Raw genomic sequence first — 16,065 nt, forward strand, 5'->3', positions numbered from 1 at the left:
CATGTCGAACGACGACTTTTCCGACTTTCACTTCTACGAACCCGCCAAGGGCCACGGCCTGCCGCACGACCCGTTCAACGCGATGGTCGGCCCGCGCCCCATCGGCTGGATCTCGTCGCAGGACGCGCACGGCGTGCTCAACCTCGCGCCCTACAGCTTCTTCAACGCCTTCAACTACACGCCGCCCATCGTGGGCTTCGCGAGCATCGGCGCCAAGGACAGCCTGCACAACATTCGCCAGACGCGCGAGTTCGGCTGGAACCTGGCCACGCGCCCGCTGGCCGAGCAGATGAACCAGTCGTGCGCCGCCGTGCCGCCCGAGGTGAACGAGTTCGAGCTCGCCGGGCTCGCCACGGCCGCTTCGACAATCATCACGGTGCCGCGCGTGGCCCAAAGCCCGGTGTCCTTCGAGTGCAGGCTCACGCAGATCCTGCAGCTCGAAGGCGTGGACGGCACGCCGGTGCCAACCTGGCTGGTGCTGGGCGAAGTGGTGGGCGTGCACATTGCCCGCCACCTGCTGAAAAACGGCATCTACGACACCGCAGCGGCGCAGCCGATCTTGCGCGGCGGCGGCCCTGCAGACTATTTCGAAGTCAGCCCCGACAATCTCTTCAAGATGTTCCGGCCGCGCTGAACGCGCACCGGACTTCATTTCTTTCCTCTTTCATTCCACCGCGCCCCTCGCCGCGCCCCCCGCATGACCGACGCTTCCACCGCCACCCCCAAGACGAACGCGCGCCCGCCCCGGCGCCAGCAACTGGACATGGCCGATCAGCTGAAGCAGCTGCAGGCCGGTCCCGATGCGGACACGGGCGCCGCCGCAGACGCCGGCGCCAGCGCGGAATCGCCCGCGCAGCCACAGCCGCCGCGCGAACCCCGTGGACCTCGCGAGCCACGTGAACCTCGCGAGCCCCGTGAAGGCCGTCAGTCCCGCCCGCCCCGGCAGAACAACCAGGGCGGCGGCGGCCAGCGCCCGCCACGCCAGCAGCAACCCCGCAACCAGGCAGCGCAAGGCCAGGGCCAGGCCCAACCCTCGCGCACGCCGCGCAAGGTCAGCCCGGCACTCGAACGGTTGTTCGAGCTGTACCCGCAGCTCTTCGGCGCGCGCTTCCTGCCGCTCAAGCTCGGTGTGTACGAAGAGCTGCTTGCGCGCCACCCCGAAGACTTCAAGGCCGAAGACCTGAAGATCGCCATGGGCCAGCACGCGCGCTCCACGCGCTACCTCGAGAGCGTGGCCGCCGGCCTGGCGCGCCACGACCTGGACGGCAACGCGCTCGACCCGGTCGCGCCCGAGCATGTGCACCACGCCATCCTCGAACTCCACCGCCGCCGCTCGCAGCGCAACAACGGCGAAGACCTGCGCCCGCAGCTGGTCGCGCGCATCGCCAAGGCCGTCGAGGCCTCGGGCCTGGACCGCGAGGCCTATGCAGTGCTGGTGCGCTCGCGCGACGAGAACAACAACGCCGTGGTCGACGAAGCCCTGGCCGAACTCGCCCAGCAGGCCGCCAAGCGCGAAGCGCTGCTGCGCGCCTTCGAGGCCAGCGGCCGCAGCGAGCAGGAATTTGCCGACATGTACGGCATGAAGCACGGCGACGTGACACGCACGCTGCAGCGCGCACGCACCGACCGCGAAGCGCCTGTGGCAGCCAAGGCACCGGAAGCAGCGCCTGTGGCGCCAGCGCCAACGCAGGCACCTGCCGCGCAAGCAGCGCCTGAAGCGCAAGCCGCAGCCGAGGCGCCCGCCGCCTCCGAAGCGCATGCGACCGCCCAGGAACCCGCCGCGCCCGAAGTGCCCGTGGTTCCTGTAGTGCCCGCCGCAGACTGAGCGCGCCGCGCACGAAAAAAAACCGCCACAGCGATGTGGCGGTTTTTTTTCATGGTGCTGCAGTCTTGCCGCAGCCCGGTCTTTCAGCGCACGTTCTGCAGCGCCGCAATGCGCTCTTCGATCGGCGGGTGCGTCGCGAACAGCTTGCCCATGCCGCCGGTGATGCCCATGGCCTCCACCGCCTTCGGCAGTTCGCCGGCAGGCAGGCCGCCCAGGCGCGCGAGCGCGTTGATCATGGGTTGCTTCTGGCCCATGAGCGCGGCGGCGCCGGCGTCGGCGCGAAATTCGCGGTGGCGCGAGAACCAGGCCACCACCATCGCGGCGGCGAAGCCGAGCACGATGTCCAGCACGATGGTGCTCACGTAGTAGCCGATGCCGGGGCCCGACGAGCGGTCGTCGCCGCGGCGCAGGAAGCTGTCGACCGCATAGCCGATCACGCGCGACAGGAACACCACGAAGGTGTTCATCACGCCCTGGATCAGCGCCATGGTCACCATGTCGCCGTTGGCGATGTGGGCCACCTCGTGGCCGATGACGGCCTCGACCTCCTCGCGCGTCATGCCCTGCAGCAGGCCGGTGGACACCGCCACCAGCGACGAGTTCTTGAATGCGCCGGTCGCGAAGGCGTTGGGCTCGCCTTCGAAGATCGCGACCTCCGGCATGCCGATGCCGGCCTTGTCGGCGAACTTGCGCACGGTGCCGACGATCCAGGCCTCGTCGGGCGTCTGGGGGTTGTCGATCATGCGCAGGCCGGCGGTCCACTTGGCCATGGGCTTGCTGATGAGCAGCGAGATGATCGCGCCGCCGAAACCCATCACCAGCGCAAAGCCGAGCAGCGCGCCCAGGTTGAGCCCGTTGGCCGTCAGGAAGCGGTTCACGCCGAGCAGGCTGGCAACCACGCCCAGTACGGCGACGACCATCACATTGGTCAGGACGAACAGCAGGATACGTTTCAAGTTGAATTCTCCGTGGGGAAACTTGCCACCCAGATGAGGGCCCCGGGGCCCTCTTCAAGCCGTGCGCGGCATGGAGGCCCCGGGTGTTGTCGTGCGTTGCAGGTCGCTCCGCGTGGTGGCAGCCGGGGAACCATGATAGGAGCAAAAGTTGCGGCGCCCCGGTATTCCCCGACGTCGCAAAGGCCTGTAGCCGCCTTCAGAAAAGGCCTGTCGCACCCGGCGCCGGGCGGGTGGCGACGTCGGCGTGCAGCCGGCTGCGGCGGCGCATGTCCTGCGCGAAGCGCAACGCGAACAACACGCCGTTGACCAGCACCAGCGCCAGCCCGAACGCCCACCACAGCGTGTGCGCGCCGGCCGCGGCGAGTTGCGTGGCGTCGCGGTGCGGGTCGATGTGCAGGCGCACCGCGCCCGAGCCGTCGGTGTCGCTGGCCGTCACAAGGCCCGCAAGAACGAAGGGCTTCACGCCTTCGGGCGCGGCATTGCGCTGCAGGCGCGCCCAGCGGCCGAGCAGCGATTTGTCGCCGGTGTCGTCGCCGTCGACAGCCACGTCGGCTTCGGCTTCGGCTGCAGCTGCGGCTTCGGCGTCGACGGCCGCCGCATCGGCGTCGGTGGCCACGGTGGTGTCTTGTTCGTTCGCCTGGCGCTGCACCGCGCCGATCGGCGACGTGGACACCAGCACCACGCCGCCGCGGGCCGGCACGATGGCGGGACGCGCCGCCTCGATCTTCGCTGCCACCAAAGCGTCGACCGACTGCCGCACGGCGCGCTGCAGGGTGGCCAGCTGGCTGCGCGTCAGCACGAGGTCGGCGTTTTCCTTGTCCGGCGCCGCGCTCGCGGCCAGCACCGCCCAGCTGCGGATCGGGGTGTCGGTGCCGTCCTTCTCGAGCGTGGCTTCCACCGCGTTCACGATGGCCTGCTGCAGGTTGCGGCAGCCGCCCGGCGACAGGCCTTCGCTGTCCTTGCACGCCGCGTCCACCGTGGCCACGGTGCGGTCGAAATGGCGCACGACCATCGGCACGCTCTCGCGCGCTCGGTAGGCCGCCAGCGGGTCGGCCCCCTGGCCCAGCTGCATGCGCAGCATCGCCATGAGGCTGGCGGCAATGCCGTTTTCCGACGCGCGAATGAAGTCGGGGCTGCCGAGCGCCACGATGCTCTCGGGGATCTTCAGGTCGGGCACCACGGGCGCCTGGCCGTTCCAGCGCACCTGGCTGCAGTCGACCGCAGGTGCCGTGTGGTTGCCGTTGCCCTGGCCGCCCATGTCGATCTCGCAGCGGCCTTCGCCCTTCAGGCTCACCCGGCTGCTCCACCTGGGCGGCTGGTCGGCCAGTTGCGCGGCGTCGGTGTACGCCGGGGCTTCTTCATGGAAGACCGATTGCGCGACCAGCGCCAGGTCGCCGGGCAGGTCGGCGCGCGGATCGGGCAGCGACAGCGCCAACGCCCCCAGCGCGAGCAGCCCGATCAGCAGGTGCAGCAGATGGCGCCCCCAGTACACGGGGCGAAAGCGCCGCCATTCGTCGGCCACCGACCACTTGTCGCCGAAGCTCACCGCGCTGCAGTCGCTGGCGCGCAGTTCGGCCTCGATCACCTCGCCGTACCGCGCGCAAGACGCATGCGCCCAGTGCGAAGGCAGTGCGACGCTGAGCTTGTCGCCCAGAAAAAGGCCGACCCGCTTGATCGCCACGTTGCCCGCGTTGACCAAGGCAATCTCGTTGAGCATGCCGCGCACGCGGTTGACCTGTTGCGGATGGCGCTCGGCCGACGTGCCGGAAGGCCGGCGCACGAAGAGCCACGCGGCGCACAGGCCCGCGAGCAGCCCCGCGCCCAGCAGGTACGCCTGCGCAGCGCGCATGGCGTCCCAGGTGGCGAGCCAGAGCAGCGCGAACGCCAGCAGCCACACCAGCGCCGAGCCCCAACCGATGCCACGGCCCACGCGGCTCGCTGCTTCTTCGGGCGTCTCGGCACGCTGGTTCAGGATGACGACCTCGCCACGCCTGTAGCGCGCGTCCGGGTCGCTGGCCACCGCGGCGGCGGCCTCGGGCGCAAGCAGGCCGGCGCCGGGTTCCACTTCGTCGAGGCTGGGCAGCGCGCCGGGCTCGCCGCGCTTCCACTGCGCGTCTTGTGCCTGCTGGCGCTGCGCGCGCTGGCGGCCTTCGAGCAGGTCGAAGCCGTTCACGCGGATCACCACCGCGCACTTCTTGCTCAGCACCACCAGCGCCTGGTTGCAGGCCTCGACGTACTCGATGGCGTCGTAGGGCAGCAGCACGTCGACGTCGCCGATGGTGTCGTGCTCGGTGGACGAGCCCTGCGACTGCAGGCCGTGGCGCACGAAGGCGCCGCCGAGTTCGCGCACGTCGTCTTCGACGGTGAGGCCCTGCCCCATCAGGAACGGCTGCAGCGCGGATTTTTCTTCGTCGGTGATGCGGCGCAGCACCGGCGTGTCGCGAAATCCCTTCAGCGCACTCTTGTTGCCGGAGCGGCGCGAGGCGTAGACGATGAGGCTGTAGATCGCGTAGACGATCAGCCCGACCTTGAGAACGATGATGACGGTGTCCATGTTTTTATTGACTCTCCTCTGATTGAAATGCTGTGCGACACCCCGCGACGCGGCGCGCAACGGAACTGCGGGGCCACGGGCCCGCATGCACGAAGCGCTGCGAAAGCTAGGAGGTCGGGGTCTTCGGCAACGGCCGGAAGACCTGCGCGTCGGCGTAGAAGGACGCGGCCACATTGTCCGCGCACCAGCCCGGGACGCCGAGCACCGGCAGCGGAACGAAAGGCTTCGTTTCCAGCCGCCTGGCATCGAAATTTCGCGCGATCAACGCATCGGCTGCGTCGGCTGCGTCGGCCGCACCGTCGGTCGACAAGAACCCGCGCAGGTCTTGCGCAAGCAGCACGTGCGCGGTGATGGGCTTGCGCGGCGTCACGAGTTTCTCGAGCAGCGCGTGGCCGAACAGCAGCAGCCGTGCTTCGTTCCACAGGCCGCGCCGTGCGACGAACAGCGTGTGCCAGTCGCGCGCGACAAGGGCTTGCCACAGCGCGGGCGGCGCATCGAGCAGCGCACCGTTCTCGTCGAACAGCGTGAGCGCGTCGCGCAGCGGCCCGCGCACGTCGCCGACGCCCGCACGCGCGATCTCGCCCGCCTGCAGCTCGTTGAGGCGGCGCTTGGCCTGCGGAAACGCGAGCCACACGAGGCCGTTGAACAGGTCGTGCAGGTTGTCGCGGGTGGGAACGGTGCGGGTCTGGAAGATGTGCGCTTCGTAGGCACGGCCCGCGGGCAACGCATGCTGTGCCACGAAGCCGGGCGCCGAAGCCGGCCTGGCGCCTTGCAGCGCGGCGGCCACCGAGGTGTGCCGCGCGGTCTGCGCCACCGCTTCGCCGTGGGCGCGATAGGGCGCCAGCCAGGGCTGCGCCCAGTCGACGGCCGGCAGGCTCAAGACGCGGAGGCGCCCGTCCAGCGGATGCGGTCGGGGTGCTGCATCACCACGAACTCCGCCGTGAGCTTGTCGAACAGCTTGAGCGAGCTGCCGTGCTTGCCGAGCAGGCCGGCCGCGCGCAGGGCCTGGGCCACGTCGTTGAGCTGCACGTCCTTGCCGTTGCGCAGGGCGGGCACGGCCTGCAGGATGAACTCGGCCGCTTCGGAGGTGGGCGGCTTCTGCGGTTTTTGCGGCACTTGCGGCTTGGCCGCCTTCGCCGTCTTGCGGGCTGGCGTCTTGGCCGCGGCCTTGCGGGCAACCGGTGCCGGCGCGGACGCGGGGGCCGCCGGTGCAGCGACCGCGCTCTTCGCGCGCGTCGTTCGTGTCTTCTTCGCGGGCGCCGACTTGGCCGCCACCTTCTTCGCGGCCGCCGTGCGCACCGCGGGCTTCACGCCGTGGTGTTCGAGGTCGATGAACGCGTCGTAGATGCCGACCGTTTCTTCGCCCGTCTTGCCCTGCTGGCCGATGCCGCACACGCGGCAGCCCTTTTCGCGCAGCCGGATCACCAGCGGTGCGAAGTCGGAGTCGGAAGACACCAGCACCACCACGTCGGGCCGCTCGTCGATCACGAGGTCGATGGCGTCGACCGCGAGCGCGATGTCGGTGCTGTTCTTGCCGGTCGACAGGTTCACCATCGGGCGCACCTGCAGCCGCTTGAACATCGCCTGCCGGTTCACCGCCATCTCGGCGTTGCAGTAGGCGCGGCGCACATGGATGGCGCCGTAGTCGTCCATGGTGCGCTGCACGGCCTGTTCGATCACGTCGGCCGAGACGTTGTCGGCGTCGATCAGCAGCATCACGCGCGGTGTCGGGTTCATGCGAGCTTCCAGTTGATCGTTTCGCCGCCGCGCAAGGGCTTGAGCGTGGCTTCGCCGTAGGGCACGGTCTCGGGCACGGTCCAGCTTTCGCGCTGGAGCGTGATGGTGTCGGTGTGGCGCGGCAGCGCGTAGAAGTCGGGGCCGTGGAAGCTCGCGAAGCCTTCGAGCTTGTCGAGCGCGTTCACGCTGTCGAAGGCTTCGGCATAGAGCTCGATGGCGGTCAGCGCGGTGTAGCAGCCCGCGCAGCCGAGCGCGTGTTCCTTCAGGTGCGCCGGGTGCGGCGCGCTGTCGGTGCCCAGGAAGAAGCGGTCGCTGCCGCTGGTGGCCGCCTCGACCAGCGCCACGCGGTGCGTCTCGCGCTTGAGCACGGGCAGGCAGTAGTAGTGCGGACGGATGCCGCCGGTGAAGATGGCGTTGCGGTTGTACAGCAGGTGGTGCGCGGTGATGGTGGCGGCCGTGAAGCGGCCGGCGTCGCGCACGTAATGCGCACCCTCCCTGGTGGTCAGGTGCTCGAACACCACCTTGAGCTCGGGGAAGTCGCGGCGCAGCGGAATCATCACACGGTCGACGAACACGGCTTCGCGGTCGAACAGGTCGATGGCCGGGTCGGTCACCTCGCCGTGCACCAGCAGCAAGAGGCCGTGCTTCTGCATGGCTTCCAGCGTCTTGTAGGTGTGGCGGATGTCGGTCACGCCGGCATCGCTGTTGGTGGTGGCGCCGGCCGGGTAGAGCTTGAGCGCGCGCACGCCGGCCTCGGCCGCAAGTGCGATTTCTTCGGGCGGCAGCTTGTCGGTGAGGTAGAGCGACATCACGGGCTCGAAGGCCACGCCTTCGGGCACGGCGGCGCGGATGCGGTCGCGGTAGGCCAGCGCCTGGGCGGCGGTGGTCACAGGCGGACGCAGGTTGGGCATGATCAGCGCGCGGCCGAACTGGCGCGCGCTGTGGGGAACGACGGCTTCGAGGGCGGCGCCATCGCGCACGTGCAGGTGCCAGTCGTCGGGGCGGGTGATCGTGAGGGTGTCTGTCATGGCGGGGGCGATTGTCGCATCGGCCCCGCGGCGCGCGGGGCGTTGCAGCCGGCGTTGCACCCAGCGTTCGGCAGTGGCCGCTACCGCTGGAACACCCGGCAGGTGCGCGCCCCCGCGGCCTGCACCCACTTGTAGAAATTGACCGAGCTGCGGGCGCCCTTCTTCGGCGGCCAGGGGTCGAACACGCGCAGCGTGGTGCCGCGCCCGCTCGGGTCGCAGTCGCCGCGAATGCCCGCAACCACCACCGTGTGGCCGGGCCGGCCCACGCCCTGCGCATAGCCCTTGGGGCCCCACAGCATGTCGAGCATGACCGGCCCCTCCTGCAGCGCGGCGCGCAGCGACCGGAGCGACCAGGGCGACGGCGCGCGCACCGTGAGGCCGTGCGCCTGCGCAAAGCGCCGGTCGCCTTCCGTCCCGCCTTCGGCTCCCTCTTGGCGGCCATCGGGAAAGGGCTGCAACGCGCCGTCGGTGGCCATCAGGTCGCCGGGCGTGCGCGCCAGCACCGCCGACACGGTGGAGCGGGTCATCATCGCGATGCCGGCGGCCCAGCACAGCGCGGGCTCCGGCGGCGGAATCAGCGCCACCGGATGCAGGATGGGCGCCTCGCGCTCGCCGTCGAAGGCCACGTTCTGCGTGCAGGGGCCGGCCTCGCCGTCTTCCACCAGCCAGTGCGCGGCCTGCAGGCGCAGCACAGCGGCGCGGGTGCGCGGGCCGTAGTCGCCGTCGATGGCCAGCGCGGGGCTGGGCGACAGCTTGCGGTTCAGCGCTTCCTGCAAGCGGCGGACGTCGGCACCGCGCCAACCCTGTTTCAGCATGATCATCGACTTGCTTTCTCCTGGCGGGGGCATCGCGGACTCTGGAATGCGAACGTTTGCATTGTCGAAACGCAGCCGTGGCGCGTCCATTCGCCGGATGGCGTAGCCGGCAAGGACATGTACGCATGCGAACGGCCAACGGTTTCAACGGCTGGCACATGTCGTGCTTGAGAGCTTCTCTTGAACCTTTCAGCCACCCCTCCACCGGAGTTCCATGTGAAGCGTGCCGCCCCTGCCTTGTTTTTTCTGAACCCCCTGGCCGCCTGCGCGGCACTCGCCGCCCTGATGCTGGCCGCGCCCGGCGCCATGGCGCAGGAGAAAACGCTGCGCATCGCCATGACGGCCGCCGACATTCCGCGCACGCTGGGCCAGCCCGACCAGGGTTTCGAGGGCAACCGCTTCACCGGCATCCCCATCTACGACTCGCTCACGCAGTGGGACCTTTCCAAGGCCGACGCGCCCAGCGTGCTGATTCCGGGGCTTTCCACCTCGTGGGCGGTCGACGCCAAGGACAAGACCAGGTGGGTCTTCAAGCTGCGCCCGGGCGTCAAGTTCCACGACGGCTCGGCCTTCACCGCCGACGCCGTGGTGTGGAACGTGCAGAAGGTGCTCGACAAGGACGCCCCGCAGTTCGACCCCAGCCAGGTCGGCGTGACGGCTTCGCGCATGCCCACGCTCAGGTCGGCCCGCAAGATCGACGACCTGACGGTGGAGCTCGTCACCAGCGAGCCCGACGCCTTCCTGCCGATCAACCTGTCGAACCTGTTCATGGCCTCGCCCGCGCACTGGCAGAAGAAGTTCGACGCCGCCGCCGGGGCCACGCCTGCCGACAAGTCCAAGGCCGCCTGGACCGCCTTCGCCGCCGACCCGTCGGGCTCGGGCCCGTTCAAGGTCACGCGCTTCGTGGCGCGCGAGCGGCTGGAGCTCGCCGCCAACAAGACCTACTGGGACGCCAGGCGCGTGCCCAAGATCGACAAGGTCGTGATGATCCCCATGCCCGAGGCCAACGCGCGCACCGCCGCGCTGCTGGGGGGCCAGGTCGACTGGATCGAGGCGCCCTCGCCCGACGCCATGGCGCAGATCACGCAGCGCGGCTTCAAGGTGTATTCGAACGCGCAGCCGCATGTATGGCCCTGGCAGCTGTCGTTCGCCGAGGGCTCGCCCTGGCTGGACAAGCGCGTGCGCCAGGCCGCCAACCTGTGCATCGACCGTGGCGGCATGAAGCAGCTGCTGGGCGGCATGATGGCCGAGCCCAAGGGCACCGTGCCGCCGGGCCACCCGTGGTTCGGCAAGCCGACCTTCGACATCCGCTACGACGTGAAGGCCGCGCAGGCCCTCATGACGCAGGCCGGCTACTCGGCGGCCAAGCCGATCAAGGTGAAGGTGCAGATCTCGGCCTCGGGCTCGGGCCAGATGCAGCCGCTGCCCATGAACGAGTTTGCGCAGCAGTCGCTCAAGCAGTGCTTCTTCGACGTGCAGTTCGACGTCATCGAATGGAACACGCTGTTCACCAACTGGCGCAAGGGCGCGAAGGACCCGTCGGCCAACGGCGCCAATGCGGTCAACATCAGCTTCGCGGCGATGGACCCATTCTTCGCGATGGTGCGCTTCGTGAGCACCAAGGCCTTTCCGCCGGTGTCGAACAACTGGGGCTACTACGGCAACCCCGAGGTCGACAAGCTGGTGGCCGATGCGCGCACCAGCTTCGACGACAAGGCGCGCGACGCCGCGCTCGCCAAGCTGCACACGCACATCGTGGACGACGCGCCCTTCGTGTGGATCGCGCACGACGTGGGTCCGCGCGCCATGTCGGCCAAGGTGAAGAACGTGGTGCAGCCCAAGAGCTGGTTCATCGACATCGCGACGATGACGATGGACTGAGCATTTCCTTCAGCCAGCCACGAGCCAGCCACTGCCCATGTTCGCCTACCTCCTGCGCCGCGTGATCTACGCCGTGCCGATCATGATCGGCGTGGCCCTCGTGTGCTTCCTGCTCGTGCACATCGCGCCGGGAGACCCGCTGGTGTCGATCCTGCCGCCCGACGCCTCGGTGGAGCTGCAGGCGCAGCTGCGCGAGCTGTACGGCTTCAACCGCTCGCTGCCCGAGCAGTTCGCCCTGTGGCTCTGGCGTGCGCTGCACGGCGACCTGGGCACCTCCATCGCCAGCAACCGCGCGGTGGCCGGCGAGGTGTTCACCGCCGTGGGCAACACGCTGCGGCTGGCGGTGGTGGCCACCTTCATCGGCTTCGTGCTGGGCTGCCTGTTCGGCTTCGTGGCGGGGTACTTCCGCGGCTCGTGGGTCGACCGCTTCGCCTCGATGTTCTCGGTGCTGGGCGTGAGCGTGCCGCACTACTGGCTGGGCATGGTGATGGTCATCGTGTTCTCGTCGCAGCTGATGTGGCTGCCGGCCACCGGCGCAGGGCCCGGCGGCTCGGGCGACTGGGCCTGGAACTGGGAGCACCTGCAGTTCCTGGTGCTGCCGGCGCTCACCATGTCGGTGATTCCGATGGGCATCATCGCGCGCACGGTGCGTGCGCTGGTGGCCGACATCCTCGACCAGGAGTTCATCGTCGGGCTGCGCGCCAAGGGGCTCACGCACGTCGGCGTGTTCCGCCACATGGTGAAGAACGCGGCGCCCACGGCGCTGGCGGTGATGGGCCTTCAGCTGGGCTACCTGCTCGGCGGCTCCATCCTCATCGAGACCGTGTTCTCGTGGCCGGGCACCGGCTTTTTGCTGAACTCGGCCATCTTCCAGCGCGACCTGCCGCTGCTGCAGGGAACGATCCTGGTGCTGGCGCTGTTCTTCGTGCTGCTCAACCTGCTGGTCGACGTGCTGCAGACCTTGCTCGACCCGCGCATCGCGCGGGCCTGAAGAAGACAAAGACACACCCCCATGTCCACCGTGCTCGCTTCTTCTCCTTCCTCCCCTTCCGCTCTCGAACCACTGACGATGCAGCGCTCGCGCGGCTACTGGGCCTCGGTGTGGCTGCGCCTGCGGCGCGACCCGGTGGCCGTGGGCGCGGCCGTGGTGGTGCTGCTGCTGATTGCGCTGGCGCTGTTCGGCCCGTGGATCGCGCCGTCCGACCCCTACCAGGCGTCGATGCTCAAGCGCCTGAAGCCCATCGGCACCGAGGGCCTGCCGCTGGGCAGCGACGAACTGGGCCGCGACATGCTCTCGCGGTTGATCGTGGGTGCGCGGCTGTCGCTGTTCATCGGCATCACGCCGGTGCTGTGCGCGTTCGTGCTGGGCACGGTGATCGGCATTGTCGCGGGCTATGCGGGCGGCATCGTCAACACGCTCATCATGCGCACCATCGACGTGTTCTACGCCTTCCCGTCGGTGTTGCTGGCCATTGCGCTGTCGGGCACGCTGGGCGCGGGCGTGGTCAATTCGCTGATCTCGCTGACCATCGTGTTCATTCCGCAGATCGCGCGCGTGGCCGAGAGCGTGACCACGCAGGTGCGCACGCGCGACTACGTGGAGGCGGCGCGCGCCTCGGGCGCCAGCCCCTTCACCATCGTGCGGGTGCATGTGCTGGGCAATGTGCTGGGCCCCATCTTCGTGTACGCCACCAGCCTGATCGCGGTGTCGATGATCCTGGCCTCGGGCCTGTCGTTCCTGGGCCTGGGCGTGAAGCCGCCCGAGCCCGAATGGGGCCTGATGCTCAACACGCTGCGCACCGCGATCTACGTGCAGCCCTGGGTGGCGGCGCTGCCGGGGGCGATGATCTTCATCACCTCGATTTCCTTCAACATCCTGTCGGATGGGTTGCGCTCGGCGATGGACAACAAGGGCTGACGCCATGGACGCACTGAAAGACATAGGCGGCCCGGCCCAGCCGCTGCTCACCGTCACAGGCCTGGTCAAGCACTTCCCGCTGAAGAAAGATCCGCTGGGTCGGGGCGGCGGCGTGGTGCGCGCCGTGGACGGCGTGGACTTCGAAGTGCTCAAGGGCGAAACGCTCGGCGTGGTCGGCGAGTCGGGCTGCGGCAAGTCGACCACCGCGCGCCTGTTGATGCAGCTCATCGAGCCGACACGCGGCGACGTCGTGTTCGACGGGCGCGAGGTCGGCAGCCGCGACCTGCCGCTCAAGGAGTTTCGCCGCCAGGTGCAGATGGTGTTCCAGGACAGCTACGCCTCGCTCAACCCGCGCCTCACCATCGAAGACTCCATCGCCTTCGGCCCCCAGGTGCACGGCGTGTCGCGGCGCGAATCGGTGGCGCGGGCGCGCGACCTGCTGGCGCGCGTGGGCCTCGCGCCCCAGCGCTTTGCCGAACGCTATCCGCACGAACTGTCGGGCGGGCAGCGACAGCGCGTCAACATCGCGCGGGCGCTGGCGCTGCAGCCGCGCATGGTCATCCTCGACGAAGCCGTGTCCGCGCTCGACAAGTCCGTGGAGGCCCAGGTCATCAACCTGCTGCTCGACCTGAAGGCCGAGTTCGGCCTGACCTACGTGTTCATCAGCCACGACCTGAACGTGGTGCGCTACGTGAGCGACCGCGTCATGGTCATGTACCTGGGCCAGGTGGCAGAAATCGGGCCGTCCGACGCGCTGTACGAAGCGCCCGCGCACCCCTACACGCGCGCGCTGCTGTCCTCCATGCCGTCGATGGACCCCGACCACCGCACCGAAGAAGCCGCGCTCGCGGGCGATCCGCCGAACCCCATCGACCCGCCCTCGGGCTGCCGCTTTCATCCGCGCTGCGCACTCGCCGCGCCGGTGTGCAGCCGCGTGGTGCCCGAGCGCATCGCCACCGGCGCGCAGCATGCGGTCAGCTGCCTGATCCACGAGGCGGGCAGCGGCCACCCGATGGCGCCCACGTTCCAGAGGAAGGCCGCATGAGCGCCGCAACGACAACAGCAGCAACAACGGCAACGAAAGACGCCGGCACCGGGCCGATGGTCCGCCTGCGCGACCTCAGCGTTACTTTCAGCGGCGCACGCAAGCCCGTGCAGGCCGTCAGCGGCGTGAGCCTGGAGGTGCAGCGCGGCGAGGTCGTCGCGCTGATCGGCGAATCGGGCTCGGGCAAGAGCGTGACCCTGCGCACCCTGCTGCGCCTGCACCCCGAGCGCCGCACGCGCATGGGCGGCACGGTGCAGGTGGCCGGGCGCGACGTGCTGGCGATGTCGCAGCGCGCGCTGGCCGACTTTCGCGGCAAGGTCGCGTCGATGATCTTCCAGGAGCCCCTGCTGGCGCTCGACCCGGTGTATTCGGTGGGCGCGCAGATCGTCGAGTCGATCCGCCGCCATGAATCCGTGAGCCAGGCCGAGGCGCAGCAACGCGCGCTGGCCCTGTTCGAGCGCGTGCGCATTCCCAGCCCCGAGCGGCGGCTGCAGGCCTATCCGCACGAGATGTCGGGCGGCATGCGCCAGCGCGCCATGATCGCGCTCGCGCTGGCCTGCAAGCCCCAGCTGCTGCTGGCCGACGAGCCCACCACCGCGCTCGATGCCACCGTGCAGATCCAGATCCTGCTGCTGTTGCGCGAGCTGCAGCGCGACCTGGGGCTGTCGGTGATCTTCGTCACGCACGACATCGGCGCCGCCGTCGAGGTGGCCGACCGCATCGCCGTGATGTATGCGGGGCGCATCGTGGAGGAAGGCACGGCGCGCGAGCTGATTCGCTCGCCGCGCCATCCGTACACCATTGCGCTGCTCAAGAGCCGCGCGCACGGCGCACTGGCGCGCGGCACGCGGCTGGAAACCATCGGCGGCGCGCCGCCCGACCTGTCCGCGCTGCCGCCGGGCTGCGCCTTCGCCGAGCGCTGCACGCTCGCCAGCGACGCCTGCCGCGCCGCGCAACCGCCGGTGGTGGAGCTCGCGCAGAATCACCGCGCACGCTGCATCCACACCGATGCGGCGGCGGCCATGGCGCCGGTGCTTGTCGCCTGACCTTTCATCGTCACAGTTTCACTGCGCTCCGTGCGCCCACGCCATGCCTTTGCACGACCCCGCCCACGCATTCGTTCCCTACCCCGACGCGCCGGTGCCGCGCGCCACCACCGGCCCGCTGGCCGACCTGAGCTTTGCCGCGAAAGACCTGTTCGACGTGGCCGGCTACCCCACGGGCGGCGGCAACCCCATCGTGCTGGCGATGTCGGGCATCAAGACGCGGACCGCGCCGACCGTGCAGAAGCTGCTCGACGCCGGCGCGCGCTTCGCGGGCAAGACCGTGACCGACGAGCTCGCGTTCTCGATGAACGGCAACAACGCGCACTTCGGCGCGCCCGTCAACGGTGCCGCCAGGGACCGCATCACCGGCGGCAGCTCGTCGGGCTCGGCCTCTGCCGTGTCGTCGGGCCTGTGCGACTTCGCGCTGGGCACCGACACCGGCGGCTCGGTGCGCGCGCCGGCCAACCACTGCGGCCTGTACGGCCTGCGCCCCACGCACGGCCGCGTGAGCCTGGAGGGCGCGCTCGACCTGGCGCCCAGCTTCGACACCTGCGGCTGGTTCGCGCGCGACGTCGGCACCTTCGCCCGCGTGGCCGACGTGCTGCTGGGTGCCGACACGGCGCCGCTGCCCGCGCGCGTTCGCCTGCTGCGCCCCGACGACGTGTGGGCGCTGGCCGTGCCCGCGGCCGCCGACGCGCTGCAGGGCGCGGCCGACCGCGCGCAGGCGCTGTTCGGCCCGGCGCAAGGCACCGCCGTGGCGCTCGACTCGTTCGACACGATGTTCTGGAACTTTCGCTACCTGCAGTCGCGCGAGGCCTGGCTGACCGACGGCCCGCTGATCGAGCGCTACGCGCCGCCGCTGGGCCCGGGCGTGGCCGAGCGCTTCGCGTGGTCGCGCGAGGTGACCGACGCGCAGGTGGCCACGGCCCGCACCTTCCGCGCCGCGTTTCGCGACCACCTGGCCGCGCTGCTGGGCGACGACGGCGTGCTGCTGATGCCGACCATGCCCGACATCGCGCCGCTGCGCAGCGACAGCGAGGCCTCGCTGGAGGACTATCGCAACCGCGCGATCCGGATGCTGTGCATCGCGGGGCTGGCCGGTTTTGCGCAGCTGTCGATGCCGCTGGCGACGCGCAACGGCGCACCGCTGGGCCTCTCGATGCTGGGGCCGGCGGGGTCGGACCGCTCGCTGGTCGCGCTGGCCGAGCGCCTGGCGGCCTGAGCCTGAGCGGAACCGGGGCCCCTCGGTCCGCCCCGAAC

Annotated in this window: 14 protein-coding genes; 8 read left to right on the top strand and 6 right to left on the bottom strand. The window is 69.9% G+C overall.

The features are described 5' to 3' along the window. The first annotated feature begins 1 nt into the window (after nt 1). Both ACSFA5_RS16755 and ACSFA5_RS16760 read left to right on the top strand, forming a co-directional pair. Entirely contained in the window at nt 2-634 is a 633-nt protein-coding gene (locus ACSFA5_RS16755) for a flavin reductase family protein (protein ID WP_435445164.1), read from the top strand. A gap of 63 nt (nt 635-697) precedes the next feature. Then, on the top strand, nt 698-1,825 hold the full coding sequence (locus tag ACSFA5_RS16760) for a ProQ/FinO family protein (RefSeq protein WP_435445165.1): 1,128 nt from the start codon (nt 698-700) through the stop codon (nt 1,823-1,825). Between the two features lie 83 nt (nt 1,826-1,908). Here the strand turns inward: ACSFA5_RS16760 and htpX are convergent, their stop codons facing one another. The 6 genes from htpX to ACSFA5_RS16790 all read right to left on the bottom strand — a co-directional run bounded on the left by htpX (nt 1,909) and on the right by ACSFA5_RS16790 (nt 8,921). Further along, on the bottom strand, nt 1,909-2,781 hold the full coding sequence (gene htpX / locus ACSFA5_RS16765; RefSeq protein WP_435445166.1) for a protease HtpX: 873 nt from the start codon (nt 2,779-2,781) through the stop codon (nt 1,909-1,911). A gap of 196 nt (nt 2,782-2,977) precedes the next feature. After that, nucleotides 2,978-5,335 (bottom strand): IgaA/UmoB family intracellular growth attenuator, encoded by a 2,358-nt coding sequence (locus ACSFA5_RS16770; RefSeq protein WP_435445167.1) that lies wholly within the window; start codon nt 5,333-5,335, stop codon nt 2,978-2,980. A 106-nt stretch (nt 5,336-5,441) separates the two neighbouring features. Then, a complete protein-coding gene (locus tag ACSFA5_RS16775) occupies nt 5,442-6,215 on the bottom strand; it encodes a DUF3025 domain-containing protein (protein WP_435445168.1) in 774 nt (257 codons plus the stop codon). Further along, complete coding sequence (locus ACSFA5_RS16780; protein ID WP_435445169.1) at nt 6,212-7,072, bottom strand: NYN domain-containing protein; 861 nt, start codon at nt 7,070-7,072, stop codon at nt 6,212-6,214. The genes ACSFA5_RS16775 and ACSFA5_RS16780 overlap by 4 nt, the downstream gene beginning before the upstream one ends. After that, nucleotides 7,069-8,100, bottom strand: a complete 1,032-nt coding sequence (pyrC, locus tag ACSFA5_RS16785; protein ID WP_435445170.1) for a dihydroorotase — start codon at nt 8,098-8,100, stop codon at nt 7,069-7,071. The genes ACSFA5_RS16780 and pyrC overlap by 4 nt, the downstream gene beginning before the upstream one ends. An 80-nt stretch (nt 8,101-8,180) precedes the next feature. Further along, nucleotides 8,181-8,921 carry a peptidoglycan-binding protein gene (locus ACSFA5_RS16790; protein WP_435445171.1) on the bottom strand — a complete coding sequence of 247 codons (741 nt, stop codon included), beginning with the start codon at nt 8,919-8,921 and terminating at the stop codon, nt 8,181-8,183. Between the two features lie 210 nt (nt 8,922-9,131). Between ACSFA5_RS16790 and ACSFA5_RS16795 the strand changes: the two genes are divergently transcribed. The 6 genes from ACSFA5_RS16795 to ACSFA5_RS16820 are packed head-to-tail and all read left to right on the top strand — an operon-like array spanning nt 9,132 to nt 16,027. Beyond that, nucleotides 9,132-10,796 carry an ABC transporter substrate-binding protein gene (locus ACSFA5_RS16795; protein ID WP_435445172.1) on the top strand — a complete coding sequence of 555 codons (1,665 nt, stop codon included), beginning with the start codon at nt 9,132-9,134 and terminating at the stop codon, nt 10,794-10,796. 37 nt (nt 10,797-10,833) lie between these two features. Continuing rightward, entirely contained in the window at nt 10,834-11,787 is a 954-nt protein-coding gene (locus ACSFA5_RS16800) for an ABC transporter permease (RefSeq protein WP_435445173.1), read from the top strand. A 21-nt stretch (nt 11,788-11,808) separates the two neighbouring features. Then, nucleotides 11,809-12,714 (top strand): ABC transporter permease, encoded by a 906-nt coding sequence (locus ACSFA5_RS16805; protein ID WP_435445174.1) that lies wholly within the window; start codon nt 11,809-11,811, stop codon nt 12,712-12,714. 4 nt (nt 12,715-12,718) lie between these two features. Continuing rightward, nucleotides 12,719-13,759, top strand: a complete 1,041-nt coding sequence (locus ACSFA5_RS16810) for an ABC transporter ATP-binding protein (protein ID WP_435445175.1) — start codon at nt 12,719-12,721, stop codon at nt 13,757-13,759. A 56-nt stretch (nt 13,760-13,815) separates the two neighbouring features. Continuing rightward, entirely contained in the window at nt 13,816-14,805 is a 990-nt protein-coding gene (locus ACSFA5_RS16815) for an ABC transporter ATP-binding protein (protein WP_435445361.1), read from the top strand. A gap of 43 nt (nt 14,806-14,848) precedes the next feature. Continuing rightward, entirely contained in the window at nt 14,849-16,027 is a 1,179-nt protein-coding gene (locus ACSFA5_RS16820; RefSeq protein WP_435445176.1) for an amidase, read from the top strand. Nucleotides 16,028-16,065: the final 38 nt, after the last annotated feature.

It is taken from the genome of Variovorax monticola (genome assembly GCF_051216855.1).
Taxonomy (GTDB): Bacteria; Pseudomonadota; Gammaproteobacteria; order Burkholderiales; family Burkholderiaceae_C; genus Variovorax.

What these genes read in the sequence shown, in the direction of transcription:
- ACSFA5_RS16780 (WP_435445169.1), bottom strand. Translation starts at nt 7,072, where the DNA reads ATGAACCCGACACCGCGCGTGATGCTGCTGATCGACGCCGACAACGTC.
- ACSFA5_RS16755 (WP_435445164.1), top strand. Translation starts at nt 2, where the DNA reads ATGTCGAACGACGACTTTTCCGACTTTCACTTCTACGAACCCGCCAAG.
- ACSFA5_RS16815 (WP_435445361.1), top strand. Translation starts at nt 13,816, where the DNA reads ATGGTCCGCCTGCGCGACCTCAGCGTTACTTTCAGCGGCGCACGCAAG.
- pyrC (WP_435445170.1), bottom strand. Translation starts at nt 8,100, where the DNA reads ATGACAGACACCCTCACGATCACCCGCCCCGACGACTGGCACCTGCAC.
- ACSFA5_RS16810 (WP_435445175.1), top strand. Translation starts at nt 12,719, where the DNA reads ATGGACGCACTGAAAGACATAGGCGGCCCGGCCCAGCCGCTGCTCACC.
- ACSFA5_RS16770 (WP_435445167.1), bottom strand. Translation starts at nt 5,335, where the DNA reads ATGGACACCGTCATCATCGTTCTCAAGGTCGGGCTGATCGTCTACGCG.
- ACSFA5_RS16790 (WP_435445171.1), bottom strand. Translation starts at nt 8,921, where the DNA reads ATGATCATGCTGAAACAGGGTTGGCGCGGTGCCGACGTCCGCCGCTTG.
- ACSFA5_RS16805 (WP_435445174.1), top strand. Translation starts at nt 11,809, where the DNA reads ATGTCCACCGTGCTCGCTTCTTCTCCTTCCTCCCCTTCCGCTCTCGAA.
- ACSFA5_RS16820 (WP_435445176.1), top strand. Translation starts at nt 14,849, where the DNA reads ATGCCTTTGCACGACCCCGCCCACGCATTCGTTCCCTACCCCGACGCG.
- ACSFA5_RS16800 (WP_435445173.1), top strand. Translation starts at nt 10,834, where the DNA reads ATGTTCGCCTACCTCCTGCGCCGCGTGATCTACGCCGTGCCGATCATG.
- ACSFA5_RS16760 (WP_435445165.1), top strand. Translation starts at nt 698, where the DNA reads ATGACCGACGCTTCCACCGCCACCCCCAAGACGAACGCGCGCCCGCCC.